The 26,124-nt window shown below is 57.1% G+C and carries 25 protein-coding genes and 1 riboswitch; of the genes, 18 read left to right on the top strand and 7 right to left on the bottom strand.

Annotated elements, in window-relative coordinates; genetic code table 11:
• Positions 1 to 5: 5 nt before the first annotated feature.
• Positions 6 to 104, bottom strand: a riboswitch (S-adenosyl-L-homocysteine riboswitch).
• A 197-nt stretch (positions 105 to 301) separates the two neighbouring features.
• The 4 genes from AB3226_RS12580 (at position 302) to AB3226_RS12565 (ending at position 3,320) form a co-directional block, all read left to right on the top strand.
• Positions 302 to 706 (top strand): acyl-CoA thioesterase, encoded by a 405-nt coding sequence (locus tag AB3226_RS12580; RefSeq protein WP_038981033.1) that lies wholly within the window; start codon positions 302 to 304, stop codon positions 704 to 706.
• A gap of 225 nt (positions 707 to 931) precedes the next feature.
• The gene (locus AB3226_RS12575; RefSeq protein ID WP_367373281.1) at positions 932 to 1,819 is read left to right on the top strand and encodes a formate/nitrite transporter family protein; all 888 of its coding nucleotides are present in this window, start codon (positions 932 to 934) and stop codon (positions 1,817 to 1,819) included.
• Positions 1,820 to 2,048: 229 nt separating this feature from the next.
• Complete coding sequence (locus AB3226_RS12570) at positions 2,049 to 2,882, top strand: EamA family transporter (protein ID WP_367373280.1); 834 nt, start codon at positions 2,049 to 2,051, stop codon at positions 2,880 to 2,882.
• Between the two features lie 51 nt (positions 2,883 to 2,933).
• Positions 2,934 to 3,320: an MAPEG family protein gene (locus tag AB3226_RS12565; RefSeq protein WP_367373279.1), complete on the top strand. Its 387-nt coding sequence runs from the start codon at positions 2,934 to 2,936 to the stop codon at positions 3,318 to 3,320.
• Between the two features lie 158 nt (positions 3,321 to 3,478).
• On the opposite strand, the gene AB3226_RS12560 is transcribed toward AB3226_RS12565, so the two are convergent.
• On the bottom strand, positions 3,479 to 4,663 hold the full coding sequence (locus tag AB3226_RS12560; RefSeq protein WP_367373278.1) for a murein transglycosylase A: 1,185 nt from the start codon (positions 4,661 to 4,663) through the stop codon (positions 3,479 to 3,481).
• A gap of 128 nt (positions 4,664 to 4,791) precedes the next feature.
• Here AB3226_RS12560 and AB3226_RS12555 point away from each other — a divergent pair, with 128 nt between their 5' ends.
• Positions 4,792 to 5,241, top strand: coding sequence for a cytochrome c (locus AB3226_RS12555; RefSeq protein WP_052965033.1), 450 nt, complete (start codon positions 4,792 to 4,794; stop codon positions 5,239 to 5,241).
• A 183-nt stretch (positions 5,242 to 5,424) separates the two neighbouring features.
• Here the strand turns inward: AB3226_RS12555 and AB3226_RS12550 are convergent, their stop codons facing one another.
• From AB3226_RS12550 to AB3226_RS12535, 4 genes are all read right to left on the bottom strand, one after another.
• On the bottom strand, positions 5,425 to 5,820 hold the full coding sequence (locus tag AB3226_RS12550; protein WP_367373277.1) for a DUF1090 domain-containing protein: 396 nt from the start codon (positions 5,818 to 5,820) through the stop codon (positions 5,425 to 5,427).
• 90 nt (positions 5,821 to 5,910) lie between these two features.
• On the bottom strand, positions 5,911 to 7,590 hold the full coding sequence (gene ligB, locus AB3226_RS12545) for an NAD-dependent DNA ligase LigB (RefSeq protein ID WP_367373276.1): 1,680 nt from the start codon (positions 7,588 to 7,590) through the stop codon (positions 5,911 to 5,913).
• 183 nt (positions 7,591 to 7,773) lie between these two features.
• Complete coding sequence (gene metK / locus AB3226_RS12540; RefSeq protein WP_367373275.1) at positions 7,774 to 8,964, bottom strand: methionine adenosyltransferase; 1,191 nt, start codon at positions 8,962 to 8,964, stop codon at positions 7,774 to 7,776.
• An 18-nt stretch (positions 8,965 to 8,982) separates the two neighbouring features.
• Positions 8,983 to 9,978 carry a metalloregulator ArsR/SmtB family transcription factor gene (locus AB3226_RS12535; RefSeq protein WP_123359187.1) on the bottom strand — a complete coding sequence of 332 codons (996 nt, stop codon included), beginning with the start codon at positions 9,976 to 9,978 and terminating at the stop codon, positions 8,983 to 8,985.
• A gap of 273 nt (positions 9,979 to 10,251) precedes the next feature.
• Between AB3226_RS12535 and tkt the strand changes: the two genes are divergently transcribed.
• The 9 genes from tkt to AB3226_RS12490 all read left to right on the top strand — a co-directional run bounded on the left by tkt (position 10,252) and on the right by AB3226_RS12490 (position 18,607).
• Positions 10,252 to 12,249 carry a transketolase gene (gene tkt / locus AB3226_RS12530; RefSeq protein ID WP_367373274.1) on the top strand — a complete coding sequence of 666 codons (1,998 nt, stop codon included), beginning with the start codon at positions 10,252 to 10,254 and terminating at the stop codon, positions 12,247 to 12,249.
• A gap of 151 nt (positions 12,250 to 12,400) precedes the next feature.
• On the top strand, positions 12,401 to 13,462 hold the full coding sequence (gene epd, locus AB3226_RS12525; protein WP_367373273.1) for an erythrose-4-phosphate dehydrogenase: 1,062 nt from the start codon (positions 12,401 to 12,403) through the stop codon (positions 13,460 to 13,462).
• A 25-nt stretch (positions 13,463 to 13,487) separates the two neighbouring features.
• Complete coding sequence (locus AB3226_RS12520; protein ID WP_007894933.1) at positions 13,488 to 14,651, top strand: phosphoglycerate kinase; 1,164 nt, start codon at positions 13,488 to 13,490, stop codon at positions 14,649 to 14,651.
• Between the two features lie 34 nt (positions 14,652 to 14,685).
• Complete coding sequence (locus tag AB3226_RS12515) at positions 14,686 to 14,907, top strand: hypothetical protein (RefSeq protein WP_367373272.1); 222 nt, start codon at positions 14,686 to 14,688, stop codon at positions 14,905 to 14,907.
• Positions 14,908 to 14,963: 56 nt separating this feature from the next.
• Positions 14,964 to 15,296: an MliC family protein gene (locus AB3226_RS12510; RefSeq protein WP_367373271.1), complete on the top strand. Its 333-nt coding sequence runs from the start codon at positions 14,964 to 14,966 to the stop codon at positions 15,294 to 15,296.
• A 291-nt stretch (positions 15,297 to 15,587) separates the two neighbouring features.
• Positions 15,588 to 16,652 carry a class II fructose-bisphosphate aldolase gene (gene fba, locus AB3226_RS12505; protein ID WP_007945427.1) on the top strand — a complete coding sequence of 355 codons (1,065 nt, stop codon included), beginning with the start codon at positions 15,588 to 15,590 and terminating at the stop codon, positions 16,650 to 16,652.
• A gap of 157 nt (positions 16,653 to 16,809) precedes the next feature.
• Positions 16,810 to 17,061 carry a helix-turn-helix transcriptional regulator gene (locus tag AB3226_RS12500; protein ID WP_367373270.1) on the top strand — a complete coding sequence of 84 codons (252 nt, stop codon included), beginning with the start codon at positions 16,810 to 16,812 and terminating at the stop codon, positions 17,059 to 17,061.
• Positions 17,054 to 18,325, top strand: coding sequence for a type II toxin-antitoxin system HipA family toxin (locus AB3226_RS12495; RefSeq protein ID WP_367373269.1), 1,272 nt, complete (start codon positions 17,054 to 17,056; stop codon positions 18,323 to 18,325). Before AB3226_RS12500 ends, AB3226_RS12495 begins: the two co-directional genes overlap by 8 nt.
• A gap of 150 nt (positions 18,326 to 18,475) precedes the next feature.
• Positions 18,476 to 18,607, top strand: a complete 132-nt coding sequence (locus AB3226_RS12490; RefSeq protein ID WP_367373268.1) for a hypothetical protein — start codon at positions 18,476 to 18,478, stop codon at positions 18,605 to 18,607.
• Positions 18,608 to 18,660: 53 nt separating this feature from the next.
• Here AB3226_RS12490 and AB3226_RS12485 read toward each other — a convergent pair whose 3' ends face one another.
• Together AB3226_RS12485 and AB3226_RS12480 are read right to left on the bottom strand one after the other, a co-directional pair.
• A complete protein-coding gene (locus tag AB3226_RS12485; protein WP_367373267.1) occupies positions 18,661 to 18,954 on the bottom strand; it encodes a fructose-bisphosphate aldolase in 294 nt (97 codons plus the stop codon).
• Positions 18,955 to 19,480: 526 nt separating this feature from the next.
• Complete coding sequence (locus AB3226_RS12480) at positions 19,481 to 20,149, bottom strand: polysaccharide lyase family 7 protein (RefSeq protein WP_367373266.1); 669 nt, start codon at positions 20,147 to 20,149, stop codon at positions 19,481 to 19,483.
• A gap of 316 nt (positions 20,150 to 20,465) precedes the next feature.
• On the opposite strand from AB3226_RS12480, the gene AB3226_RS12475 reads away from it, so the two are divergent.
• The 4 genes from AB3226_RS12475 (at position 20,466) to AB3226_RS12460 (ending at position 26,084) form a co-directional block, all read left to right on the top strand.
• Positions 20,466 to 22,589, top strand: coding sequence for a putative bifunctional diguanylate cyclase/phosphodiesterase (locus AB3226_RS12475; RefSeq protein WP_367373265.1), 2,124 nt, complete (start codon positions 20,466 to 20,468; stop codon positions 22,587 to 22,589).
• A 45-nt stretch (positions 22,590 to 22,634) separates the two neighbouring features.
• On the top strand, positions 22,635 to 23,126 hold the full coding sequence (locus tag AB3226_RS12470) for a M48 family metallopeptidase (protein WP_367375788.1): 492 nt from the start codon (positions 22,635 to 22,637) through the stop codon (positions 23,124 to 23,126).
• Between the two features lie 253 nt (positions 23,127 to 23,379).
• A complete protein-coding gene (locus AB3226_RS12465; RefSeq protein WP_367373264.1) occupies positions 23,380 to 24,306 on the top strand; it encodes a DMT family transporter in 927 nt (308 codons plus the stop codon).
• 107 nt (positions 24,307 to 24,413) lie between these two features.
• Positions 24,414 to 26,084 (top strand): B12-binding domain-containing radical SAM protein, encoded by a 1,671-nt coding sequence (locus AB3226_RS12460; protein ID WP_367373263.1) that lies wholly within the window; start codon positions 24,414 to 24,416, stop codon positions 26,082 to 26,084.
• The last annotated feature ends 40 nt before the right edge of the window (positions 26,085 to 26,124 follow it).

Raw genomic sequence — 26,124 nt, 5'->3', positions numbered from 1 at the left:
ATGTATGCGAATGGGCGCCGTTGTGCGTTTAGTGTCTGGCCGTGGCCAGTCAACGCCCCATCCGAGCCTGACAGGTCGAACCTGCTGCAGCGCCCCTCGGACAGGTGGCGGGAAAACGGTAGCAAGTGAACATTACCGTTTTGAAACGGGGCGATTATAGCGGGCTATGCTGATCTTCCAAAGCCTTTCTGTTGGTCAATGTCCGAACGGTAATCGAGACCATAGTCGATGCTTGTTAGAGCTCTAGTCCGGGCTCTGCCATGATGGCCGGCATCAATCGGCAAGACGGTCAGGAGTGAGTATGAATTTCCACACCCGCAAATGGGTAAAACCCGAAGACCTCAACCCCAACGGCACGCTGTTCGGCGGCAGCCTGTTGCGCTGGATCGACGAAGAAGCGGCGATCTACGCCATCGTCCAACTGGGTAATCAGCGCGTAGTCACCAAGTACATTTCCGAAATCAACTTCGTCAGCGCCTCGCGCCAGGGCGACATCATCGAACTGGGCATCACCGCCACCGAGTTCGGTCGCACCTCGATCACGCTGACCTGCGAAGTGCGCAACAAGATCACCCGCAAGAGCATCCTGACGGTGGAGAAGATGGTTTTCGTGAACCTGGGCGAAGACGGCCTGCCGGCACCGCACGGCCGGACCGAAATCAGGTACGTCAAAGACCAGTTCAAGGATGATGATATCGGCGAGTAATTGCCGCTCTGTGGCGAGGGAGCTTGCTCCCGCTCGGCTGCGTAGCAGTCGCAAGCTGATAGTGAAGTCTGTCTGAAAGAACCCGATGGCAGATTTTAGGGCCGCTTCGCGCCCCGACGGGAGCAAGCTCCCTCGCCACAGGGTTTGCTTCGTTTCGCCGGGCAGTGAACAGCTCCGAACCCCACGTGTCGTAATTAAACGACACGCCACTGGTTCAGGAGCTTTATGGACACGCCCAAAGACGGCAAGACCCCGGACCTCTCGGCGCAAGAACAGCGCGAGGTCGACAAGAACCAGCCACCGCGCGCGGCGGTGCTGCACGAAATCATTCGCACCCAAGGTGATCAGGAACTCGAGCGTAGCGTTGCGGCGCTGTGGTGGTCAGCCCTGGCTGCGGGATTGACCATGGGCTTGTCATTGATGGGCATGGGGCTGCTCAACTCGCGTCTGCCGGACGGCGAAGGCTTCAAGGTGATCGCCAGTTTCGGCTACTGCGCAGGTTTTCTCGCGGTGATTCTGGCCCGTCAGCAACTCTTCACCGAAAACACCCTGACTGCCGTGCTGCCGATCATGAGTAAGCCTACGCTGGGTAATTTCGGTCGGTTGTTTCGGTTGTGGTCGGTCGTGCTGGTGGGCAACCTTTGCGGCACCTTGCTGGTGGCGTATGTGATGCTGCACCTGCCGATTTTCGACACCAAGACCGATCTGGCCTTTCTCGACATCGGGCGTAAGGTCATGGAGAACGATGCCAGCAAAATGTTCGCCAAAGGCATCATCTCTGGCTGGATGATCGCCACTATGGTCTGGATGATCCCGTCCATGGAAAGCGCCAAGATGTGGATCATCATCCTCATCACCTATTTCATGGCGCTGGGAGATTTCACTCACATCGTGGTCGGATCGGTGGAGGTTTCGTATCTGGTGTTTGCCGGCGAGTTGCCGTGGAAGGATTTCTGGCTGGTATTCGCTGGGCCGACGCTGGTGGGGAACATTATCGGTGGCAGTTTTATTTTCGCGCTGATCAGTCATGCGCAGATTCGCAGTGAAAGCGGGCCGCCGAAGACATCTGCGGAGCGGGGCGAGGGGCCCGAGCCGCAGAAGATCAAAAAATGATCAGAGGCAAAAACTGACCCTGTCAGCCGGACACATTGATCGTGACAGTACTGCGACGTTGCAGGTGGATGAAAAACAGCTGCGGACATATGGCGAATCGATTCTCTGCCCCCGCCCTTGTAGGATCTGCCGAAGGCTGCGATCTCTTTATCCTGAAAATCAAAATCAGAAGATCGCAGCCTTCGGCAGTTCCTACGGGCTAGGGTGGGGCAACAACAAGGAGTGTGCCGTGCTTGCGACGGTTCTGGTATTGGTGGCGGCGCTGTTGCACGCGGCGTGGAATACCCTGATCAAATTCAGCGCGGAGCGGCTGTTGGTGGTGGCCTGCATGGACAGCGTGGCGCTGCTGTTTGTCGCCCTGATGCTGCCCTTCGTGGTGTTGCCGCCACTGGAGATGTGGCCGTGGATTCTCGCGTCGGCAGCATTCGAGTTGCTCTATCGCTACCTGTTGATCCAGGCCTATCGGGTCGGCGATCTCGGCTTGGTCTACCCGTTGATGCGTGGCCTGTCACCGCTAGTGGTGCTGGTACTGACGCTGATTTTCGCCGGGGAAGTGCTGACGGCTCAGCAGATCTTCGGGATTTTGCTGATCCCGTTCGGCATGTTGTGCCTGCTCTGGCAGGGCGGGGGAGGAGTGCGTCTGCCGTGGTCGATGCTGCCGGTGGTAGCGCTGATCGGGTTGTGCATCGGTTGCTACACCTTCATCGATGGCCAGGCTTTACGGCGCTGGTCTCACCCGCTGGACTACCTGGTGTGGGTCACCTTGCTTAGCGCCTGGCCGTTTCCATTGCTGGCGATGGTGCGCAAGCGGCCGGCATTCATGCTGTTCTGGCGTGAGCAGTGGCGGTTGGGGTTGGCGGTCGGGTTTTGCGTACTGTTCAGTTACGCTCTGGTGCTGTGGGCCATGCAGCTCGGTTCGATTGCCGAAGCGGCGGCGTTGCGCGAAATCAGTGTGATCCTGGTGGTGCTGTTCGGCATGCGCTACCTGCAAGAACCTTTCGGCAGACCCCGGCTCTTAGCCTGTGGGCTGGTGCTGGTCGGCATGTTGGTGATGAAGTTTTAGTCGCCCCTGATGGAACTCGACTCTCTATAACTTTGAAGAAGGGACTGCGTTATGACGGTTGCTCTGTGGTGCATTTTGATTGCGATCTGTTTGCCGTATCTATGCACAGGCGTCGCCAAGTTCAGCGGCGGCAAGTTCGGGCTGAAACAGAATCACGATCCGCGGGCATTTCTGGATTCGCTCGAAGGGGTGGCCAGGCGTGCACATTCGGCGCAGTTGAATAGCTTCGAAGTGACGCCGGCGTTTGCTGCAGCGGTAATCGTCGCGCACCTGGCCGGTAATGCCGATCTGGTGACGATCAATGTGCTGGCGGTGTTGTTTATCACCAGTCGGCTGCTGTACATCATTTGCTATCTGGCGGACTGGGCGATTCTGCGGTCACTGGTGTGGGCCATTGGCATGGGGTTGGTTGTCAGTTTCTTTGTGGTGTCGGTCTGAATCTGGCCGTTGAAATTTTCTGTATCTGTCAGGGCCTCTTCGCGAGCACGCCCGCTTGTGTCACACATTGAATCTTCAGTGAGCACAAGATGTGTGTCCGCCGATAACTCAATGTGTGGGGCTTGCTCGCGAATGCAGTAGTGCTGACGATACAACTCTTAAGGGTTAGCTTTAACCGTATCGGCAACCTGCGGCACCTGAGGTAACGCCGCCCCTTTAGGCCAAAGCATCCAGATCTGCCCCTGCTGTTTCATGTCGCCGGCCAATTGCCCGGCTGCGTCCCCCGTGCCCCAGAACAGGTCTGCGCGGACCTCGCCGGCAATTGCGCCGCCAGTATCTTGCGCGGCCACCGGGCGCACCAACGAGCTGCCGTCCGGGCGTGTGGTGGATAACCACAACAGACTGCCGAGCGGAATCACCTTGCGGTCCACCGCCGCGCTATAACCTGCGGTCAGCGGTACATTCAGCGAACCACGCGGCCCTTCGTTGCTGTCGGGGTTGCGGGTGAAGAACACGTAGCTGGGGTTGCTGCCGAGCAGTTCGGGAATACGTGTTGGATTGGCCTTGGCCCAAGTGCTGATAGCGCCCATGGTCACGTCTTCTTTCTTCAACTCACCCTGGTCCACCAGCCAGCGGCCGATGGGGCGGTACGGGTGGCCATTCTGGTCGGCATAACCGATGCGCAACTGACGACCGTCATCAAGCTGGATACGACCCGAGCCCTGGATTTGCAGGAACTGCAGGTTCATCGGGTCGGTCAGCCAGGCAATCACCGGCGCCTTCACACCGTTGGTTTCAATGGTTGCCGCATCGTCGTACGGCTTGAGCACGCGACCTTCGAGTCTGCCGCGCAGGCGTTTGCCTTTGAGTTCCGGATAGATACTGTCCAGCGAGACGATGATCATATCCTCGGGTACACCATACACCGGAATATTGGCTGCTTCGGTCTGGGTCAGGCTGCCGGGGTACACCGGTTCGTAGTAACCGGTAATCAGGCCATTGGGGTTGTCATTGGCGGCGCGCAGGCCATAGACGTCCAGGTTCTGTTTGAGGAAACCGCGGATGTCATTGGCGGTTGGTTGCACATTGACGGAAGCCGCACAGGTGCCGCCCCAGACCGGATCGGCCTTGAGTCGGGTGCAGGCGCTGCGCCACGAGCCGAAGCCAGCGACGAGGTCGTTGTCGGACACCGCCGGAAGCGCTTCCCAGGTGGCGCTGGAGTAGGTCGCCAGTGCGTGGGTTTTCGGTTTGCTGCTGTCGCCGCCGGTGCAACCTGCCAGCACGGCCACCATCGGAAGGGTCCAGGCCAGATTGTGACGCCATGCCTTGAAACGGCTGTTCATGGAGTAATTCCTTTGTCGGTTGCCTGAGTGCTCCATGCGCTCAAACAACCCGTATTAATAATAGGGCTATTGGTCTTTGCCGGTGACGCGAGGATACTGGCCGCCGTTTCCAGTGACCTGAAGCCACCATGACTCTTAAAAGACTTTCTGTTGTATTGCTGGCCTGCCTGACCTTGTCCGCCTGCGGTGGTGTCGACCCGAACTCGCCGCTGGGTCAGCGCAAGGCGATCTTCAAGCAGATGCTCAAGACCGGCGAAGACCTGGGCGGCATGTTGCGCGGACGTATTCCGTTCGATGGCCCGAAATTCGCCGACGGCGCGGTGAAGCTCGACGCGTTGTCGCATGAGCCGTGGAAACATTTCCCGCAGGTGCGCGAAGAGGATCACACCAGCGCCAAGGATGATGTCTGGCAGAAGCAGGCACGCTTCCAGGAAATGGCCCGCACCCTTGAAGGCGCCACCGGTGAACTGGTGATTGCCAGCAAGGTTCAGCCCTACAAGGTCAGCAACCTGGGGCCGGCGGTACAGAAAGTCGAAGATGCCTGCAGTGCCTGCCATAAAGAGTTTCGGGATCATTGATTCTCGAGTGTGACACCTGGCTTGTGCCTACTTGCAATTGTGGCGAGGGAGCTTGCTCCCGCTGGGCTGCGAAGCAGCCCCAAAACCATACAATCGTGTTTCGTCCCGTATTCGGCGCTCCAGACTCACGACGGCTCCGCCGCCGAGCGGGAGCAAGCTCCCTCGCCACAAAATCCCTTCGGCCTACTTATCCAGCTCATCCAGCGCTTCCTGCAATTCCTTGCGCGATTGAGCCAGTTTGTCTTTGCGCTTGTTGATCTTCTCGGCGTCGCCTTTTTTCATTGCCTTCTCGAGGTCGGCCTGACGCGTGCTGACTTCGTGCTTGGCGTCGAGCACCCTGTTTTCCCGCTCCTTCTTCAAGGAAGCGTCGGTGCAATGGGCAGTGACTTCGTTCAGGGCGGTTTCCAGGCCAGCCTGTTGATCGGCGTTGCCGCGGGACTTGGCCAGTTCGATCTGGTTGATGATGCCTTGTTTTTTTGCGGCGCAGCCCGTCAGGCCCGGGGCATCTTCGTCGGCCATCAATGGAGCGGCCATCACGCTGCACAGGGTCAACACGGCGAGCGGTGAAAGAAGTTTCATAAAAGCTCCAGGTGAAAAATTCGATATGGCGATGGGCTGTTTGAGCGCATCGGCACCTTTGGGTTCCCGGTTGTCAGAGCGGCCTGGCGTCTAGAAACCGTCAATCCCGGCAACACGTAATGTCTCACTCAAGGCCAGGACCTGTGGGTCGCGGAAAAATGCGCTCAATTGCACTGCGCGTCCCGGACCGATGCCGGCCTCGGCCTGCCATTGTTCGGTGGTTCGTTGCGCCAGCGCCTGCCATGTATCGGCGAGGCGTGCCTGGCCAGTCGGCGGCAAACCCAGGGCTTTGAGCCAGCGAGTGAATGGGCGTTGCCGGGCGCTGTTGAAACTGTCCAAAAGACGAGCACTGCTGCGCTCACCGAAGCCGTCAATGTTAGCAAGCTCTTGCCCGTCGAGGGTCATCCAATCGAGCAGACTGCCGATGCGTTCAGCCTTGAGTAGTTTCTCCCAGGTGCCTGGTCCGACATGAGGCAAGGCCAGCCCCTGTTTGCCACTGAGCCAGGCCAGGCGTGCGAGGAATTGGCTTTCGCATCCGGATGTTGGCTCCCAGCAGCTTAAAGAGTGAAAGTCTGCTGGCAGCGGTACATTCAATTCCTGGCGTTCAGTACTGCGCAATACGACACCATCGAGCCTGGGGATGGTCAGCCCCGCCAGGCTGATGGCGACCTGGTCGCCCGGACGAATGTCCAGCGCTTCCCAGCGTTGCAGGGAGCTGGCACTCACGCGTTTGATCTGTCGGTCATCGAGCATCACCGGTACCAGGTCCAGCACCGGTGTGATCCGTCCGGTCCGCCCGATCTTGAAGCGGACCTTGCGCACCTCGGCCAGCGCCTGAGCAAAAGGGTATTTCCAGGCGACGCTCCAGTAAGGTGTTTTCGCCTGCCAGCGCTCGGCCGGCGGGCGTTGGTTCTGGCGCAACACGACCCCATCGCTGGCAAAAGGCAGGGGCGTGCGATACCAGTGATCGCGCCAGCGTTCGGCATCGGCAAATGCCTCGATCGGCTGACTGTAGGGCGCCGTGCTGGGGAACCCCAATTCATCCAGGGCGGCCACCCGGGCCGGCAGGCTTTTCGGGCCCTGCGGCCAGTCCCAGACAAACAACCCGATGCCGGCGGCATGCTCGGTACTCAGCGCCTTGCGCGCCATCAACCCCGCCACCGTGGCGCGGGCATTGAGGCTGCCAGCCTGGGCTTGTACGTGTTCGGTCTGGCGCCAATAGAGTTCGCCTTGCAGTAGCAAGTCCAGAGACTGCGAAAGTTTTTTAGGGATGGCGGCGATCTGGCGCGCCGAGGCAGTCCAGTCCTGGCCGTTTAACCCGTCCCCTCGACTGATTACCCGGTGCAACCAGCCGTTGCGATAGACCAATGTCACCGCCACGCCATCGACCTTGGGCTGAATCCAGACCTCTCCCCGATCTTTTAGCCAGGTTTCGACGGCGTGCCCGTCGCTTAGTTTTTCCAGGCCGGTGTGGGCGATGGGGTGAGCAACCGTGCCGCCAGCCGTACGCAATGGTTCGTCGGAGGAGCCTGAATCAAAACACTCGCGCCATTCGCTCAGTCGCGCGCGGGACTGATCGTAGAGTTCATCGGCGATCAGCGACTGGCCTTCACGGTGGTAGCTGTCGTCCCAGCGATCGATTTGCAGTTGCAGGGTAGTGATTTCGTCTAGTGCGCGGGCGGGCGGCCAGTCGGGGCATTCGGCTGCATTGGTGGTCAGGCAGGTGAAGGTCAGCAGGAAACAGAAAAACAGGCGCAGGTTGGGCAGCATCGAGAGCGTCCTTGCTCAGTGGGATGCTTGAAGGCTAGATCAGTACTGGTAGGCGCGAAGGGTGGTTTTTTTGCTGAGTGTTTCTGGCATGAGACAGAGGCGGCGACGCGGTCTCAAGCAGCAAGGCAATAAAAAGCCCCGCACGGCGAACCGTGCGGGGCTTTGGGTACCGCCGGGGAAGTCTTACAGGCCGGCCGCGACACGCAGGTCGTCGGCGCGGTCGGTTTTTTCCCAGGTGAAGGTGGTGAAAGTATCTTCGCCCACAGTCTTGGTTGCCGGAGTGCGACCGAAGTGGCCGTACGCAGCGGTTTCCTGGTACATCGGGTGCAGCAGGTCGAGCATGGTGGTGATTGCGTATGGACGCAGGTCGAACACTTCGCGAACCAGTTTGACGATCTTGTCGTCGCTGATTTTGCCGGTGCCGAAGGTGTTCAACGAAATCGACGTAGGCTGAGCAACACCGATCGCGTAGGAAACCTGAATCTCACAACGCTCGGCCAGGCCGGCCGCGACGATGTTCTTGGCCACGTAACGACCGGCGTAGGCCGCCGAACGGTCAACCTTCGATGGATCCTTGCCGGAGAACGCGCCACCGCCGTGACGGGCCATGCCGCCGTAGCTGTCGACGATGATCTTGCGACCGGTCAGGCCGCAGTCGCCAACCGGGCCACCGATGATGAATTGGCCAGTCGGGTTGATATGGAACTGGGTGTCCTTGGTCAGCAGTTCGGCAGGCAGTACGTGCTTGACGATCAGTTCCATCACGCCTTCGCGCAGGTCTTTGTAGGACACTTCGGGGTTGTGCTGGGTCGACAGTACAACGGCGTCGATACCGACAACCTTGCCGCCTTCGTAGCGGCAAGTCACTTGCGACTTGGCGTCCGGGCGCAGCCAAGGCAGCAGGCCGGATTTACGGGCTTCAGCCTGACGTTGAACCAACTGGTGCGAGAAGGTGATCGGTGCTGGCATCAGCACGTCGGTTTCGTTGCTGGCGTAGCCGAACATCAGGCCCTGGTCGCCGGCGCCCTGGTCTTCAGGCTTGGCACGGTCGACGCCCTGATTGATGTCAGGGGACTGCTTGCCGATGATGTTCATCACGCCGCAAGTTGCACCGTCGAAGCCGACATTGGAGCTGTTGTAGCCGATGTCGAGAATCACGTTACGGACGATGTCTTCCAGATCGACCCAGGCCGACGTGGTGACTTCACCTGCGATGATTGCCACGCCGGTTTTCACCAGAGTCTCGCACGCCACGCGGGCGAACTTGTCTTCAGCAATGATGGCGTCCAGCACCGCATCGGAAATCTGGTCGGCGATTTTGTCCGGATGCCCTTCGGACACGGACTCGGAGGTGAAGAGGGAGTATTCGCTCATCTCGATTTTTTCCTGAATTTACCGATGGTGAGTGTCGCCAGCCGGTCGCTGAAAATGGCGGACCTGAATCTGGAAACCATTACGTAAGCCTACATAGAGGCTTTCCCCGGGAACGAGTCCCGCAGCGGTGGCCCAACGGGCCAGATCGTCCTGTTCAAACCCCAACCAGAGATCACCGCAGGCCTCCCTGGCCCAACTCTGGTTGTGGCTACATAACTCTGTCACGAGCAGGCTACCGCCCGGTTGCAGCAAGTCGGCCATGTGCTTGAGTGCTTCGGCCGGCGCGGCGAAATGGTGCAGTACCATGTTCAGTACAACGCAATCAGCCTTGAGGCTTACACCGTTCAATGCATCGGCCAATTGCAGGCTGACGTTAGCCAGCGTTTCACGTTCACAGACCTGACGAGCCAGATCGAGCATCGCCGGGCTGTTGTCCAGCGCCGTGACTTGAGCGAAACGACGCGCCAGCTCCGGCAGAAAACCGCCATCGCCAGGGCCCACTTCGATGGCTGTGGCGCCAGGGCCGAAACTCAGCTTGTCGAGCAGTGCCACCACGCTTTCGCGGTATTGCGGCAGGCCGGCGATCAAGTCTTGCTGGGCGCGAAACTTCTCCGCCACCCGTGAGAAAAAGTCCTGGCTGGCGGCCGCTCGTTGCCCGTGGACCTGACCGATCCGCGACTGAACGTCAGTCGGCAGGGTCAGGTTATCCACTTCTTCCAGCAGCGCGGTATGCAGCTTGCCGCCCAGCAGATCGGTGTGGGGCAGGGCGCGACGGTAGAAAATCGCATTGCCTTCACGACGGGTCGCCACCAGATCGGCCTGGGCCAAAACCTTGAGGTGATGACTCATGCCCGACTGACCGATGCCGAAGATCTGCGCCAGTTCCAGTACGCCGAACGAGTCGTTGGCCAGCGCACGCAATACATTCAGCCGCAGAGGATCGCCGCCGGCCTTGCACAGGGCCGCCAGCTCATCGCAATCGTCATGTCGAATGGAAGGCACGCGTAAATTCATAAGGCCAGCAGTCTAGTGACGCTCAGAAATCATCGCAAGAGCAATATCAAAAAGTTTTGATATTGCTCGATGGATGGCACTTCTCAGCGTTAGGTTCAGTCAGCAAGTGAACGGCGGAAAGGTTTCACCCGTCGAATACGTCGTTATCGATTGGAAAAACGTCTTCGGATGACTATCTGTCATTGCCCCGAGGGCGGTCGGTGAGGGAAAATGCTCGCCTTTTTTCCGTTTCGTTTTATTCACTCTCGATTCAATATCCGCAGGAGAACAGCGATGCCCAGCCGTCGTGAGCGTGCCAACGCCATTCGTGCCCTCAGCATGGATGCCGTGCAAAAAGCCAACAGCGGCCATCCCGGTGCCCCTATGGGTATGGCGGATATCGCCGAAGTACTTTGGCGTGACTACCTGAAGCACAACCCGAGCAATCCATCGTTCGCCGACCGTGACCGCTTCGTGCTGTCCAACGGTCACGGTTCGATGCTGATCTACTCGCTGCTGCACCTGACCGGCTACGACCTGTCGATCGATGACCTGAAAAGCTTCCGCCAGTTGCACAGCCGCACTCCGGGTCACCCGGAATTCGGCTACACCCCGGGCGTTGAAACCACCACCGGTCCACTGGGCCAAGGCCTGGCCAACGCCGTGGGTTTCGCCCTGGCAGAAAAAGTCCTGGCGGCGCAGTTCAACCGTCCTGGCCATAACGTCGTCGATCACCACACCTACGTGTTCCTGGGTGATGGCTGCATGATGGAAGGCATTTCCCACGAAGTCAGCTCCCTGGCCGGTACCTTGGGCCTGGGCAAACTGATCGCCTTCTACGATGACAACGGCATCTCCATCGACGGCGAAGTCGAAGGCTGGTTCACCGACGACACGCCGAAGCGTTTCGAGTCCTACAACTGGCAAGTGATCCGCAACGTTGACGGTCACGACCCGGAAGAAATCAAGATCGCCATCGAAACAGCGCGCAAAAGCGAGCAACCGACGCTGATCTGCTGCAAAACCACTATCGGTTTCGGTTCGCCGAACAAGCAAGGCAAGGAAGACTGCCACGGCGCCCCATTGGGTGACGCGGAAATCGCTCTGACCCGTGAAGCACTGAAGTGGAACCACGGCCCGTTCGAAATTCCGGCCAACATCTATGCCGAATGGGATGCCAAGGAATCCGGTCGCGCTGCCGAAGCCGAGTGGGATCAGCGTTTCGCTGCTTACTCCGCTGCTTTCCCGGAGCTGGCCAACGAACTGGTTCGTCGTCTGAGCGGTGATCTGCCAACTGACTTCGCTGAAAAAGCCTCGGCGTATATCGCTGAAGTCGCGGCCAAGGGCGAAACCATCGCCAGCCGTAAAGCCAGCCAGAACGCCCTGAATGCGTTCGGCCCGCTGCTGCCGGAACTGCTCGGCGGTTCGGCTGACCTGGCAGGCTCCAACCTGACCCTGTGGAAAGGTTGCAAAGGCGTCACCGCCGAAGACGCTAGCGGCAACTACATGTACTACGGCGTTCGCGAGTTCGGCATGAGCGCGATCATGAACGGCGTCGCCCTGCACGGCGGCCTGGTGCCTTACGGCGCGACCTTCCTGATGTTCATGGAATACGCCCGCAACGCAGTGCGCATGTCGGCGCTGATGAAGAAACGCATCATCTATGTGTTCACCCACGACTCCATCGGTCTGGGCGAAGACGGCCCGACTCACCAGCCGATCGAGCAGCTGGCCAGCCTGCGCTGCACGCCGAACCTCGACACTTGGCGTCCAGCCGATGCCGTTGAATCGGCGGTGGCCTGGAAATCTGCTCTGGAGCGTGACGACGGTCCGTCGGCACTGATCTTCTCCCGTCAGAACCTGCAGCACCAGACCCGCAATGCGATCCAGATCGAAGAGATCGCGCGTGGCGGTTACGTGCTGAAAGACTGCGCAGGCGAGCCTGAGCTGATCCTGATCGCCACCGGTTCGGAAGTCGGCCTGGCCGTTCAAGCCTTCGACAAACTGACCGAGCAAGGCCGCAAGGTGCGTGTTGTTTCGATGCCGTGCACCAGCGTCTTCGAAGCCCAGGACGCCGGCTACAAGCAAGCGGTTCTGCCGTTGCAGGTCAGCGCCCGTATCGCCATCGAGGCCGCCCACGCGGACTACTGGTACAAGTACGTGGGCCTGGAAGGCCGCGTAATCGGCATGACCACCTACGGCGAGTCGGCGCCTGCGCCTGCCTTGTTCGAAGAGTTCGGCTTCACCCTGGAAAACATCTTGGGTCAGGCTGAAGAGCTGCTGGAAGACTGATCCAGAAAGTGTGTCGTCTGATCTGACGCCATCGCGGGCAAGCCCGCTCCCACAAGGATCTCCATCGGTCCTGTGGGTGCGGGCTTGCCCGCGATAGCGGTCGGTCAGGCCACACTGCAATAACGGATTCACCACGGTAATCGAGAACCCCATGCCTCAACCGCGTCCTTACAAAGTTGCACTCAACGGCTACGGCCGGATTGGTCGTTGCGTCTTGCGTGCGTTGTTTGAGCGAGGCTCGACGGCCGGGTTTGAAATTGTCGCGATCAACGATCTGGCCGACATGGCCAGCATCGAATACCTGACACGCTTCGACTCTACACACGGACGGTTTCCCGGCGAAGTGAAGGTCGATGGCGATTGTCTGCATATTAATGGCGACTGCGTGAAGGTCCTGCGCAGTGCCACCCCCGAAGGCATCGATTGGGCGTCACTGGGCGTCGATCTGGTGCTGGAATGCTCCGGTGCTTACCACACCCGTCAGGATGGCCAGCGTTTTCTCGACGCCGGTGCGCCCCGGGTGCTGTTTTCCCAGCCGATGGCCAGCGAGGCGGATGTTGACGCCACCATCGTCTACGGCGTGAACCAGGATTGCCTGACCGGCGACGAGCTGCTGGTGTCCAACGCCTCCTGCACCACCAACTGCGGCGTGCCGCTGTTGCGCCTGCTGAATCAGGCCATTGGTCTGGAATACGTGTCGATCACCACCATCCACTCGGCCATGAACGATCAGCCGGTGATTGACGCCTATCACCACGAAGACCTGCGCCGCACCCGGTCAGCGTTCCAGTCGGTGATTCCGGTGTCCACTGGTCTGGCGCGAGGCATCGAACGCCTGTTGCCGGAACTTGCCGGGCGAATTCAGGCCAAAGCCGTGCGGGTGCCGACGGTTAACGTGTCCTGCCTCGACATTACGATGCAGACCGTAAGTGATACCGACGCCACCGAGGTCAACCGGATTCTGCGCGAGGCCGCCACCCATGGCCCGCTCAAGGGCCTTCTGGCCTACACCGAGTTGCCTCACGCCAGTTGTGATTTCAATCATGACCCACATTCGGCCATCGTCGATGCCAGTCAGACCCGCGTTTCCGGCCCACGGCTGGTGAACATCCTGGCCTGGTTCGACAACGAATGGGGTTTTGCCAATCGAATGCTGGACGTTGCAGAACACTATTTGCAAACAGCTGCACCCCAACCAAAACCTGCTCTCTAAAACAGCTATCCAGGAAATGCGACCCATGACCGTGTTGAAGATGACCGACCTCGATCTGCAAGGTAAGCGCGTACTGATCCGCGAAGACCTCAACGTCCCAGTCAAGGACGGAGTTGTCACCAGCGATGCGCGAATCCTGGCTTCGCTGCCGACCATCAAGCTGGCCCTGGAAAAAGGCGCGGCCGTGATGGTCTGCTCGCACCTTGGCCGTCCGACCGAAGGCGAGTTCTCGGCCGAGAACAGCCTCAAGCCAGTCGCTGACTACTTGAGCAAGGCGCTGGGCCGCGAAGTGCCGCTGGTGTCCGATTACCTGGGCGGCGTCGACGTGAAAGCCGGCGACATCGTGCTGTTCGAAAACGTGCGCTTCAACAAAGGCGAGAAAAAGAACGCTGACGAACTGGCCAAGCAATACGCTGCCCTGTGCGACGTGTTTGTGATGGACGCCTTCGGCACCGCTCACCGCGCCGAGGGTTCGACCCATGGCGTGGCCAAGTTCGCCAAAGTCGCTGCCGCTGGTCCATTGCTGGCCGCCGAACTGGACGCACTGGGCAAAGCCCTGGGCGCCCCGGCGCAGCCGATGGCCGCTATCGTTGCCGGCTCCAAAGTGTCGACCAAACTGGACGTGCTGAACAGTCTGAGCCAGATCTGCAATCAGCTGATCGTCGGTGGCGGCATCGCCAACACCTTCCTGGCCGCTGCCGGTCACCCGGTCGGCAAATCGCTGTACGAGCCGGACCTGCTGGACACCGCTCGTGAAATCGCCGCCAAAGTCAGCGTGCCATTGCCAGTGGACGTGGTGGTTGCCAAGGAATTCGCTGAAAGCGCGACCGCGACCGTCAAGCTGATTGCCGACGTGGCGGCAGACGACATGATCCTGGACATCGGCCCACAGACCGCGGCGAATTTCGCCGAGCTGCTGAAGTCGTCCAAGACCATTCTGTGGAACGGCCCGGTGGGCGTGTTCGAATTCGACCAGTTCGGTAACGGCACCAAGGTGCTGGCCCAGGCCATCGCCGAAAGCTCGGCGTTCTCCATCGCTGGCGGCGGCGACACCCTGGCGGCCATCGATAAATATGGCGTTGCCGAGCAAATCTCCTACATTTCTACCGGCGGCGGCGCGTTCCTCGAATTCGTCGAAGGCAAAGTCCTGCCGGCCGTTGAAGTCCTGGAAAGCCGGGCCAAGGCCTGAGGCCGCGCATTTGACCAGGCAAAGGAGTGTTCACATGGTCAGGACCCTAATGTTGTTGATCGCCGCGGGTATGCTGGCGGCTTGCGGGAGTAACCCGAAAGCCACGCCGGAACCCGCGCCGCAAACACAGGAAAAAGGCTGCTACCAGGCCGACTGGCAAGCGGAAACCAACCCGGTGATCAACAAGCGATCCGGGCCCGATGGCCTGGACAAATACGAGACACAGGCCCCTGCCAAGGAACATGGTTGTCCTTGAAGGGTCTGACTCTTTACTCAAGGCGGGCGGCGTGCGCCGTCAGCCGAGGAACACGGATGAAACGCTTTATCGCCGTTGCGGCACTGGCATTGCTGGCAGGTTGCGCCAATCTGAACCTGTTCAACACTGCCGAGCCTGCGGACAGTTGGACCACCTGGGCCTGCGACAGCCAGGCCAAAGTGCTCTGGCGCTACACTGACGTCAGCCGCAAGGAAGTCGACGTTCGCCTGGGCGGTGCCGATCAGGTCTACCGCTTGAAGCTTGAGCCGGGCGCCGAAGGTTCGCTGTACAGCAACGACATGCTGGCGTTTCACGTAAAAGGTGAGGAAGGCCTGGTGTACTGGGTCGCCACCAATGATTTGATCGGCCGCGGTTGTAAAGCGCAGTAGCAACGCCGATCGCAGGCTTTTGTGGCGAGGGAGCTTGCTCCCGCTGGAGCGCGAAGCGGTCCCAAAGCCAGTCGACATGGTATTTCAGAATACCGCGTCAACGGTTTACGACTGCTTCGCAGCCGAGCGCGAGCAAGCTCGCTCGCCACAGGGTTCTTCGTCACAGACAGGATTTATGTTGTACCGAATTCGCAGCTCGGGCCAACCCCCGATCTGCAATAACTTGAATAGCCGCCGCCGCTACGGCAGGCTGGCACGATTAACGACCCTCAACCGGGAGAGACACACACAATGGCACTTATCAGCATGCGCCAGATGCTGGACCACGCAGCCGAGTTCGGCTACGGCGTTCCAGCCTTCAACGTCAACAACCTTGAACAGATGCGCGCCATCATGGAAGCCGCTGACAAGACTGACTCCCCGGTGATCGTCCAGGCTTCGGCCGGTGCTCGCAAATACGCCGGTGCACCGTTCCTGCGTCACCTGATCCTGGCGGCAATCGAAGAATTCCCGCACATCCCGGTGTGCATGCACCAGGACCACGGCACCAGCCCTGACGTCTGCCAGCGCTCCATCCAACTGGGCTTCAGCTCGGTAATGATGGACGGCTCCCTCGGCGAAGACGGCAAGACCCCGACCGACTACGACTACAACGTCCGCGTTACCCAACAAACCGTAGCCATGGCTCACGCCTGCGGCGTATCGGTAGAAGGCGAGCTGGGCTGCCTGGGTTCGCTGGAAACCGGCATGGCCGGTGAAGAAGACGGCATCGGCGCCGAAGGCGTTCTGGATCACAGCCAAATGCTGACCGACCCGGAAGAAGCCGCTGACTTCGTCAAACGCACTCAGGTCGACGCCCTGGCCATCGCCATCGGCACCAGCCACGGCGCCTATAAGTTCACCAAGCCACCTACCGGCGACGTACTGGCGATCGACCGCATCAAAGAAATTCACAAACGCATCCCCAACACCCACTTGGTGATGCACGGTTCGTCTTCGGTTCCGCAAGAGTGGCTGGCGATCATCAACCAGTACGGCGGCGACATCAAAGAAACCTACGGCGTACCGGTTGAAGAAATCGTCGAAGGCATCAAGCACGGCGTGCGCAAGGTCAACATTGATACAGACCTGCGTTTGGCGTCCACTGGTGCGATGCGTCGTTTGATGGCTACTAATCCTAGCGAGTTCGATCCGCGTAAGTTCTTTGGCGCTACCGTCACTGCCATGCGTGACGTGTGTATTGACCGTTATAACCAATTCGGTACGGCGGGTAATGCTTCGAAGATCAAGCCGATCTCGCTGGAAGGGATGTATCAGCGGTATTTGAAGGGTGAGTTGAACGCTAAGGTGAATTGAGCCTGAGCGTTAAGCTGCGTTGATAAAAAAACCGCCGAGAGGCGGTTTTTTTATGGCAGGGAAATGGGGGCGCTGTCTGACATAAGGCGCTTGAAATGTAACCTATAGTGGACATAATAAGAACATCCGCTAGTAAAGTCCGATATAGGTGACATTCATGCTCTTGCACAATCCTTCTGTGTTCGGTGAGAGAGTCCGCCAGTTACGACGGGCCAAAGGTTATAGCCAGGCAATACTGGCGCACAGAGCAAAATGCAGCCGCAAAACCATCATTGACCTTGAGTCTGGCGAAAATGTCGCGCTTTACACTGCGTTCAGGGTGCTATCGGCACTGGGTATGGCGCTTGAAATCGTTGATAACCGAATTGACCTCAAATCCCTTGCTGATCTGGTAGAGCATGATGAGTAAGGTCAAGTTGCTCAATGTCATGACACCGCAGGGCTTTTCGGGCGAGCTGTCCAAGGGGTCGCAGTTCTCGTTTTCCTATGAATCCGCCGATGCACCAAAGGAAGTCTCCCTGGTCATGCCCTATGACCCGACGCCCTCGGTGAGCAATGTGCTGCATCCGATTTTCGATATGAATGTGCCTGAAGGGTTTCTGGCCGATCAGATCAAACGCCGGATGGCCAAGCATATGCAGGTGGATGAAATGCGCCTGTTATCGGTCATCGGAGGGAATCAAATCGGGCGCCTCACTTACCAGAACCCAACAGAGGCACTCGTGTCCGTTCGTGCTCAGGTCGGGCTGCAGGAAATCCTGTCTGCAGATGCCTCGCAAGGTGTTTTCGAGTTCCTCGTTGATACCTACTTCGAGTCGGGCATTTCAGGTGTGCAACCCAAGGTGCTGGTACCCGATCTGGATAAGCTCACCGGTAATCGAAAAACCATGCTCAGCTCCGATCTGATTGTTAAGTCAGGCGCCGATGAGTACGCACATCTGGCTCAGAATGAATTTCTCTGTCTTGAAGCGGCCCGTCTTGCCGGGCTGGAAACGCCACCGTTCTGGTTGTCTGAAAACGGTGATCTGTTTGTGATGGCGCGATTCGATCTGACCGCTTCCGATCGGCTCGGCTTTGAAGACATGGCCGTTCTTTTGGGGCTCAACAAGGATCCCCATGACAACTACAAGTATTCCCAAAGCTACGAAACCCTTGCCGCGGTGATTGGCCAGGTCTGCCGACATGGCGATCCGATACGTGAACTGGAGCGTTTTTACTCTTCGGTCTGCCTGTCGGTGATGGTGCGCAACGGAGACGCACACTTGAAGAATTTCGGGGTGATTTACACTCATCCTGATGCGCTTGAAACGGTGCGATTGGCGCCGGTCTTCGATGTCACGACCACGACCGTCTATGAAAACTACAACCCCAAATCCGGTCGCTCATTGGTAGACCGTACTTTGGCCATCAAGATGAACAAAGTGAAAAGCTACCCAGACCGTCAGCAATTGATTGAGTTCGGTCGAAAACACTGCGCGGTGGACAGGCCGGCCTGGATCATTGAGCGTATTGCCGAGGCGATGACTCAAGCGTTGGCGGCTAATCGGAGTCGTGTTGATGGAGAGCTGTTTGCGGATATGCAGCGTGAATGGGATGCGGGGCGGGTGGCGGCGCTGAATGACACTGTTGCGTCAGGGCTGAGGCGTAAACCTGTGGGCAAGACGGGCATTTGATTGGGGTGATAAGCACAGATGATCGTCTTGTCTCGTCTTTGTTTGACGGGTTATTGCCAATGTATCTAAAGGACTGTCATATCTGACAGTAGACATCCAGTATCGATTCTCTCACGATAAAAACTCCACCCTGTAATGGAGTACGTAGTCATGAGTACCAAGGATGTAAAACCAAAAGCGAAAGGCTCTGCGCCTGTCACCATTCCAATTGCACCAGAGCCAGGAAGTATCCAAAATTCTAAAGGACCTGCGCCTTTCACGCTTCCGAAAGAGTCAGAATAAGCACGTAATAAAAAACCCGCAGAGAATGCGGGTTTTTAATGCTTGAAAATTGATTACTGAGCCTTGAGAGAATCAAACCCACGCTGTTCAATCACCCCAAACACATCGGCAATGTCCTGGACCATGATCCGCGCAATGTTGGTGACCGTGTTGATGTCGTTTTCGGCGTAGTCAGGCAGGCTGGTGCAGGCCATCAGGTTCAGGTATTTGAGGACGGCGTTGAGGCGTTCGCTGACGCAGTTGTGGAGTTCGCGTAGCGGAGCGTCGCTGTCGATGAGCAGGACGGGGTAGTCGGTGGCGAACTGGGACATAGGGGTGAAGCGGCGGGGCGGGTGTTGATTGATCATGGAAAATCCTTAACTCAAGAAAAGAATTTGCCACCGTCTGCTGCGAAACAAATGGGGTGGCAGCTGTGCGCGGGTTCGCAGACCGAGGAGTTAAGACCCGGCAGACCCGAAGGTCTCCCACGCACAGCCGCCATAAAAAACGAGTACGGGCAAACGCTGCCCGTGTCGTATTTTGACGGTTGTGGTTCTAACTCGGTAGGGCTGCGAAACCCTATCGCCGACTGTTGCCGGCGACGGGGCGAACTATAAGCGGCGACTTTGGTGACTGCAACCGGGGTGTAGGAACGTGCGCGGTCATTGTGGCGAGGGGGCTTGCCCCCGTTCGGCGGCGCAGCCGTCGTAAACAGGGCGGTGCGGTGTGTCTGAGGAATTGGGTGGCAGGGTTTGGGGCTGCTTCGCATCCCAACGGGGGCAAGCCCCCTCGCCACAGTCGGAGCAATCCTACGAGTTTTACGGATGCCCGGATCGTTCTTTGCCCTTAGCACCTGTCGAGCTTGCGAAGCTCCGCTACAGGGATCGAGTCGCCTTACGTATCGTGATCAATATCCAGCTTGCTGAACGTCACTTCCCCTCCTTCGCTGGTGTACCCGCTGTTGTCCTGCACATAGACGCCGGCCTTGAAGTACAGCGGTTTATCCCGCCACATCGCGCTGATGTCGGTGTCCCACTGGTAGCCCGCTGCACTGATGCCCAATGCACCGCCGGGGCTGAGGTGGATGAGGTAGGAAAATTCCCGATCGAGTTTTACCCCGGTGGCGAGGGTGATGACTCGGGCGGTGTCGTCGTCGGGGTGCATGCGGACTTTGGCGACGATGTTTCCGGTTTCGCTGGAGTCCTTATATTGATACTCGAGCTTCACCATGGGCTTCTGGCTTTTGTAGGCATGGATCTGACCAATGACGATCTTGCCCGTGCTGGGTACCTTGCTGACCGTAAGGGTCGCACGCAGGGAGTTGTCCGCGTCGGGGTAGTACCAGTTTTTCAGCGTGCCGTTGCTGTAGGTTTCGCGGAGTTCGGTGCGAGGGTAGATGGCGTTTTCAGTGCGGGAGCCGGTTACCGGGGACCAGAAAAACAAGGTGCCGGTGTCGGAGTGGAAGTATTGATCCTTGAAGCCGTCCACCAGTTTGGTTGTTTCAACGGTGTACGGCGGACTGCCGACAGGAACGCTGAGGTTCCAGGTTGCGAGATCGATCATATTCAAGCTTCCACTTTTTTCTGTACGCACGTGCCAGAAGCTCTAGCGCGCGCCTTCGGGCCGTCTTTATAAGCGTTGAACGGTTGTTTGTTAATGCCCGTTTGGCAGATGGTTGACGTCAACAACCTGTCGAAATGCCATCTCTCCCGGTTTACGGGGGCTGTAGGAATGACCGTTAGTCGGCTATGCGAAACTTTACCGAAGTGATGGCACTCTCGCTGCTTCTGCTTTCGTGGATCCGGGGCTAGAGTGAAGTCGCACTATGTGTCCGGTTTTCACAAGAGACCGGCCTAAGGTCCAGCACAAGAGATGCAGCATGGAATGCGCACAACCTACGCCAGCTGAAGGCAGCTCAATCCTTTTGATTGTTGATGATTACCCCGAAAACCTGATCAGCATGCGCGCGTTGTTACAGCGCCAGGACTGGCAGGTCATCACCGCGGCTTCCGGCTTTGAAGCGCTCAGCCAGTTGCTCGAACACGACGTCGACTTGGTGCTGCTGGATGTGCAGATGCCAGGTATGGACGGTTTCGAAGTGGCGCGCTTGATGCGTGGCAGCCAGCGTACCCGCCTCACGCCGATCATTTTCCTTACCGCCAACGAACAATCCCAGGACGCCGTGATCAAGGGCTATGCCAGTGGCGCGGTGGATTACCTGTTCAAACCGTTCGACCCGCAAATTCTCAAACCCAAAGTCCAGGCCCTGCTCGAGCATCAGCGTAATCGCCGTGCCTTGCAGCAGTTGAGCCATGACCTGGAGGTCGCCCGAGCCTTCAATGCCTCGGTACTGGATAACGCCGCCGAAGGTATTCTGGTGGTGGGGGAGGATGGGCTGATTCGTTTTGCCAACCCGGCGATGTCTCGCCTGCTCAATGCCACGGTGCACGAACTGCAAGGCAAAGAGTTTTTGGACTTCCTGCAAAAACCGCACATCCCGATCTGGGCCGACTCCGAATTGTTTACCGGCTACAAACGCGGTGAAACCCTGCGCCTGCACGATGCGTTACTGCGTACGGCGCCCGGCCAGCAAGTGCCGGTGGCGCTGTCCTGTGCGCCGTTGCCCGCCGAACAACAGGCCATGGTGGTGACGGTGCTGGACATGTCGGTGGTTCGCCATCTGCATCAACAGCTGGAATTCCAGGCGGTGACCGATCCGCTGACCGGGCTGCTCAATCGCCGGGGTTTCTACCAGACCGCTGAAAACCTGCTGCTGCGCGGCGAGCGCACCGACAGCACCTGGGTGCTGTTGTACCTGGACCTGGACGGCTTCAAACGGGTCAATGATTCCCTCGGCCACGATGCTGGCGACCGGGTGCTGCGTTGGGTGTCCGAGCAGCTGAAGGCCTGCCTGCGGCCCTTCGATATTCTGGCGCGGATGGGTGGCGATGAGTTCACCGCGCTGCTGGATCTTGAGCACCCCGAGCAAGCGGCGAAGATTGCCGAGAAGCTCATCGAGCGGGTATCGATCTGTCAGCAAATCGAAGGCATGGACATTGCCTTGGGCGCTAGCATCGGCATTGCCACTTATCCCGATTGTGGGGCTAATCTCGACGGGTTGATGCGCGCTTCCGACATCGCCATGTACGAAGCCAAACGTGCCGGGCGTCAGCAATATCGCTTCTACGATCACGAAATGAATGGCCGGGCGCGCTCGCGGCTGATGCTCGAAGAGAGCGTGCGCACGGCCATCGAGAACCGAGATTTCAACCTGGTGTATCAGCCTCAAGTGGCCATTGCCGACGGGCAGATTCGCGGGTTCGAGGCGTTGTTGCGATGGCAGCATCCGAGTGTCGGCGATGTTCCTCCGGGGCTGTTTTTGCCGTTGCTGGAAGAGGCGCGGTTGATCAGTCGCCTGGGCAGCTGGATTTACCATCGAGGAGCCAAACAGCGAAAAGCCTGGGAAACCTTGTTTGCCGAAGACTTGGTGCTGGGCGTCAGTTTGAGCAGCACGCAGTTCGGTTTGCCCAACCTGGTCACCGAGCTGCGTCAGGTACTGGAGCGCCATGGTTTGAAGCCGCGGCAGCTGGAGGTCGAGGTCACGGAAGAGGCCTTGATGCTTAACCCCGACGAAACCCGCAAGCAGCTGCGTTTGCTGCGCAATTTGGGAGTGCGGGTGGCGCTCGATGATTTTGGCTCCGGGGCTTGTTCGCTGGCGCACTTGCGCGACCTGGAACTGGACACGCTCAAACTCGACCGGCATTTGATCGCCCGGTTGCCGGGGTCCGAACGGGATGCAGCGCTGGCTCGCAGTGTCATCGATTTGTGCAAACAGTTCGGTCTGTTGGTGATTGCCGAAGGGGTGGAAACGGTGGCGCAATATGAATGGCTGCAAGCCAATGGTTGCCAGTACGTGCAGGGTTTTCTGGTGGCGCGACCGCTGATGGCCGAGGACACTCGTCACTTTGTTGAACCGTTCGACTGGAGCGCGCTGACGAGTTGAATTCGTTACACTGGCGATCTTTTCGTGACTCGTGTTGCCGCCCCAATGACCGCGTTGAAATACCTCCAGGCCTATCCCGCTGCTTTGCAGGACCAAGTGCGCCAGCTGATCGCCGAAGGTCGACTGGGCGACTACCTGAGCCAGCGGTATCCAGAAAAGCACGGGGTGCAGAGCGACAAGGCGCTGTACACCTACGCCCTGGATCTCAAGCAGGAATACCTGCGTAATGCCCCGGCTATCGACAAGGTGTTATTCGACAACCGTCTGGACCTGACCCACCGCGCGCTCGGCCTGCACACCGCGATTTCCCGGGTGCAGGGCGGCAAACTCAAGGCCAAGAAAGAAATTCGCGTCGCCTCGTTGTTCAAGGACGCGGCGCCACAGTTCCTGAAAGTGATCGTGGTGCATGAGTTGGCGCACTTCAAAGAGTCGGATCACAACAAGGCGTTCTACAAGCTGTGCGAACACATGTTGCCGGGGTATCACCAGGTGGAGTTTGATTTGCGGGTGTACCTGACGTGGCGGGATATGCGGTAAAAATCGATAGATGTCAATAAAATCAAACGTCTACGATGTGGACTCCAAACATTCCAGAGTGCATGCAGACGAGCCTCGGAAGCTAAACTGAATTGCGCAGTGAAGGCAACTACCTAAATCAATAGTTCTGAAGCAAGGTGTTCCCTGATACCTTTTTCAACTATGCCCTACCCATCGTAAATCACTGCTGTTCCCATTTTTTTGCCGGAGCGCATTCAGCGTTGCCGCAAAATTTACGCAAGGGGCAAGTTGGATGACGTCAATATTCGAAAATATGAAGGCAATGATGTGTCTGACGATGGCAATGGCGTTGTGGGCCAGCGCTTTCATCGCCTTGAAAATAGCACTTGAAGAGGTGCCTCCGTTTTTGCTTATTTTTTCTCGATTGGCACTCGGAAGCCTATTTTTCTTGATGTTATGGAAATATAAGGGGCAGGCAAAAATAGAAAAGAAGGACTATGTGTATTTGCTGATAATGGGCGCGCTCGAGCCGTGTCTGTATTTCATCTTTGAAACAATGGCCCTTCAATATACAACAGCGTCCCAGGCGGGTGTCGTATTTGCCTTTCTCCCAATATTTATTATTGCCTTCGGTTTTTTTGCACTTCGAGAAAAACCCAGTATCTCGCAATGCTTGGGTGGGGTTATCGCCACTCTCGGCGTCATCTTACTATGCTTGACGGGTACGAAGAGCGAGGCAGCTATTGCGCCAGTGAAAGGTAACTTGCTGGAGTTGTTGGCGATGGCGTGTGCAGCCGTATACACCGTTATGTTGAAGAGATTGTCTGGGCATTACTCTCCGTTCTTATTGGCGGCACTGCAAAGTTTTATAGGGACTGTGTTTTTTCTTCCTTTTGCCATTTATGAGTCGGATATTCCCCGCGAAGTCAGTGTGCATGTTTTATTGGCGGTTCTCTATCTTGGAACCATAGTGACGGCCGGCGCCTATACTTTTTTCAATATAGGTATTTCCAAGGTGAGTGCTTCCGAGGGAGGGATGTACTTTAATCTCATCCCTATTTTTACGTTGCTATTTTCTGTTTTGATCCTTAACGAGAACGTCGATTGGACGCAAATGATGTCCATGATGTTGGTTATCTTCGGTGTGTCCATCGGATTGATTAATCATCGTTTCTTTTTGACGCGCTTGCGTCGTAAGACACTGATTATTCGTGAGTGAATTGTTATTCAAGTCTGATAAAACCGATCTCGAACTCATCCTGTTCTGCCCCTTGTTAATTTCAAGGGGCTGGCTTCTTGGTGGAATGACACAAGGAATATAGAGCTATGTTGACGGTTACCCTTTTTTCGGTTCCCGCGCCAGGACAATGTGTCAAAGGCGATGATCGTTTTCTTGGCACGGTGAGGACGAGTATGCATAAGGCGCCTTTAACGGCGCTGGCAGCAGGATTGAAAGAAGCCATGCTGGCACGCGGTGTCATTGTTGATGTGCGAATATGTGACATGCAAACACAAGGCGCGCTGCGGGTTGAAGACAGACTCAAAGAAAAGTACGGAGAACTTTGTTTCGGTGACCTGGTGCTGGAAAAGTACCGGGTAGGCTTACCGTTCAATGCCGTTATAAAAGAAATCCAGGAATCAGACGTTATTGGAATTAATTCTAATTTTACTCATTCTCGTCGAATTGTCGTTGACTTCATACAGTACTGTAAAGAGCAGAATCCTGATGCCGTTATTGTGCTGGGCGGAACCGACGCCACTGTAGAGCCGGACTATCATGTTTCCGTTGGCGCTGATGTGGTCGTTAAAGGCGAAGGAGAGCTTTGTTTTGCCGATTTGCTGGAGTGTGTCGATAAGGGTAAGGATTATAGCGCGGTCCCCAATATTGCCTATCGTGCCATGGATGGTGAAATTGTTCACACGGTCAAATCGTTCTTAACAAAAACGGGAGCCTATGATGTCAACGATATGCCTCCTCCCAATCTGGATATTGTCGATCTAGAGCGTTACTCCGATACCGGTGAGGGTAAACCGCCCTACGGTATTGAAGGTCCATTTATCAGTGTGGAAACTTCACGTGGATGTGCGCAAGCTTGTTCGTTTTGTGCAACGCCGACGACCAAAGGCCGGTTCAGGTTTATGCAACTTGAAAAAATAAGACGGCATTTCGATTATTTCAAAAGCAAGGGGATCAGAACGCTCTTGTTTCAAGAGGATAACTTGTTGTCCCGTATTCATCGTTCTACCTCAGGGAAGCAAGTGTTCTCAACGGGGCGGGATGAGTTGTTTGATATGTTTAACCTTGCAAGAGATATGGGGTTTAGCTGGGAATTTACCAATGGTATCGAATTGGGACAGTTTGAATATCAAGGTGTCGTGGATCGTGAATTGATTCGTGTCATGTTTGACTCCGAATTTGTCAATGGTGAATTGGTGGGTTGCTATCGTGCAACATTACCGCTGGAAAATTTGACGGATGACTGTTCGAAATTATTCAGGAAGCTAAAGCCACTGGGTGTTATCAAGGATGTTATTGAAGAAATCGTTAATACTGGAATTCATTCGCTTTCGTTCAATGTGATTATTGGTCGACCCGAGGATGATGAACAAAGCTTGAGCCTGACTTATCTCCGCTCGTTGCAGATTCGTACTCTGTGTAAGGCGTTTAATCCGCAGGTTCAGGTTTATTTCAATATATATATTCTTTCGTTGCTGCCTGGCACCGTTGACTTCAGGCGTTACAAACAGAATCTTGAGTTTGATCTGACGCAAGATCCCGAAGTCATTACCTTTTATCTCGGTTCCCTGAAGACCCAGTTTTTTTCCCCCTTGGAAATCACGCAAGCGCGCGGTGCCATGGCCAAAATGCTTAATAGTGACGCGTTAATTGATGATTACGATGAGGTGCATTACCTCTCGAGCGAGCGATTCGAAGACCTTTTCACGCACGCGTCGTTCGAGGATGAGGCGACTAACATCATCGCAATAGGCGCTTGATCTGCTCAAGGCTGGCTACCCATGACCGCCCCGCACTTCT

This window comes from Pseudomonas lini (genome assembly GCF_964063345.1).
Classification (GTDB): Bacteria; Pseudomonadota; Gammaproteobacteria; order Pseudomonadales; family Pseudomonadaceae; genus Aquipseudomonas; species Aquipseudomonas lini_B.
This window is presented reverse-complemented; position numbering and strand designations above follow the sequence as displayed.

What these genes read in the sequence shown, in the direction of transcription:
- fba (WP_007945427.1), top strand. Translation starts at nt 15,588, where the DNA reads ATGGCACTTATCAGCATGCGCCAGATGCTGGACCACGCAGCCGAGTTC.
- AB3226_RS12500 (WP_367373270.1), top strand. Translation starts at nt 16,810, where the DNA reads ATGCTCTTGCACAATCCTTCTGTGTTCGGTGAGAGAGTCCGCCAGTTA.
- AB3226_RS12555 (WP_052965033.1), top strand. Translation starts at nt 4,792, where the DNA reads ATGACTCTTAAAAGACTTTCTGTTGTATTGCTGGCCTGCCTGACCTTG.
- AB3226_RS12495 (WP_367373269.1), top strand. Translation starts at nt 17,054, where the DNA reads ATGAGTAAGGTCAAGTTGCTCAATGTCATGACACCGCAGGGCTTTTCG.
- AB3226_RS12515 (WP_367373272.1), top strand. Translation starts at nt 14,686, where the DNA reads ATGGTCAGGACCCTAATGTTGTTGATCGCCGCGGGTATGCTGGCGGCT.
- AB3226_RS12535 (WP_123359187.1), bottom strand. Translation starts at nt 9,978, where the DNA reads ATGAATTTACGCGTGCCTTCCATTCGACATGACGATTGCGATGAGCTG.
- AB3226_RS12470 (WP_367375788.1), top strand. Translation starts at nt 22,635, where the DNA reads ATGACCGCGTTGAAATACCTCCAGGCCTATCCCGCTGCTTTGCAGGAC.
- ligB (WP_367373276.1), bottom strand. Translation starts at nt 7,590, where the DNA reads ATGCTGCCCAACCTGCGCCTGTTTTTCTGTTTCCTGCTGACCTTCACC.
- tkt (WP_367373274.1), top strand. Translation starts at nt 10,252, where the DNA reads ATGCCCAGCCGTCGTGAGCGTGCCAACGCCATTCGTGCCCTCAGCATG.
- epd (WP_367373273.1), top strand. Translation starts at nt 12,401, where the DNA reads ATGCCTCAACCGCGTCCTTACAAAGTTGCACTCAACGGCTACGGCCGG.
- metK (WP_367373275.1), bottom strand. Translation starts at nt 8,964, where the DNA reads ATGAGCGAATACTCCCTCTTCACCTCCGAGTCCGTGTCCGAAGGGCAT.
- AB3226_RS12465 (WP_367373264.1), top strand. Translation starts at nt 23,380, where the DNA reads ATGACGTCAATATTCGAAAATATGAAGGCAATGATGTGTCTGACGATG.
- AB3226_RS12580 (WP_038981033.1), top strand. Translation starts at nt 302, where the DNA reads ATGAATTTCCACACCCGCAAATGGGTAAAACCCGAAGACCTCAACCCC.
- AB3226_RS12480 (WP_367373266.1), bottom strand. Translation starts at nt 20,149, where the DNA reads ATGATCGATCTCGCAACCTGGAACCTCAGCGTTCCTGTCGGCAGTCCG.
- AB3226_RS12460 (WP_367373263.1), top strand. Translation starts at nt 24,414, where the DNA reads ATGTTGACGGTTACCCTTTTTTCGGTTCCCGCGCCAGGACAATGTGTC.
- AB3226_RS12560 (WP_367373278.1), bottom strand. Translation starts at nt 4,663, where the DNA reads ATGAACAGCCGTTTCAAGGCATGGCGTCACAATCTGGCCTGGACCCTT.
- AB3226_RS12485 (WP_367373267.1), bottom strand. Translation starts at nt 18,954, where the DNA reads ATGATCAATCAACACCCGCCCCGCCGCTTCACCCCTATGTCCCAGTTC.
- AB3226_RS12510 (WP_367373271.1), top strand. Translation starts at nt 14,964, where the DNA reads ATGAAACGCTTTATCGCCGTTGCGGCACTGGCATTGCTGGCAGGTTGC.
- AB3226_RS12490 (WP_367373268.1), top strand. Translation starts at nt 18,476, where the DNA reads ATGAGTACCAAGGATGTAAAACCAAAAGCGAAAGGCTCTGCGCCTGTC.
- AB3226_RS12565 (WP_367373279.1), top strand. Translation starts at nt 2,934, where the DNA reads ATGACGGTTGCTCTGTGGTGCATTTTGATTGCGATCTGTTTGCCGTAT.
- AB3226_RS12520 (WP_007894933.1), top strand. Translation starts at nt 13,488, where the DNA reads ATGACCGTGTTGAAGATGACCGACCTCGATCTGCAAGGTAAGCGCGTA.
- AB3226_RS12475 (WP_367373265.1), top strand. Translation starts at nt 20,466, where the DNA reads ATGGAATGCGCACAACCTACGCCAGCTGAAGGCAGCTCAATCCTTTTG.
- AB3226_RS12550 (WP_367373277.1), bottom strand. Translation starts at nt 5,820, where the DNA reads ATGAAACTTCTTTCACCGCTCGCCGTGTTGACCCTGTGCAGCGTGATG.
- AB3226_RS12575 (WP_367373281.1), top strand. Translation starts at nt 932, where the DNA reads ATGGACACGCCCAAAGACGGCAAGACCCCGGACCTCTCGGCGCAAGAA.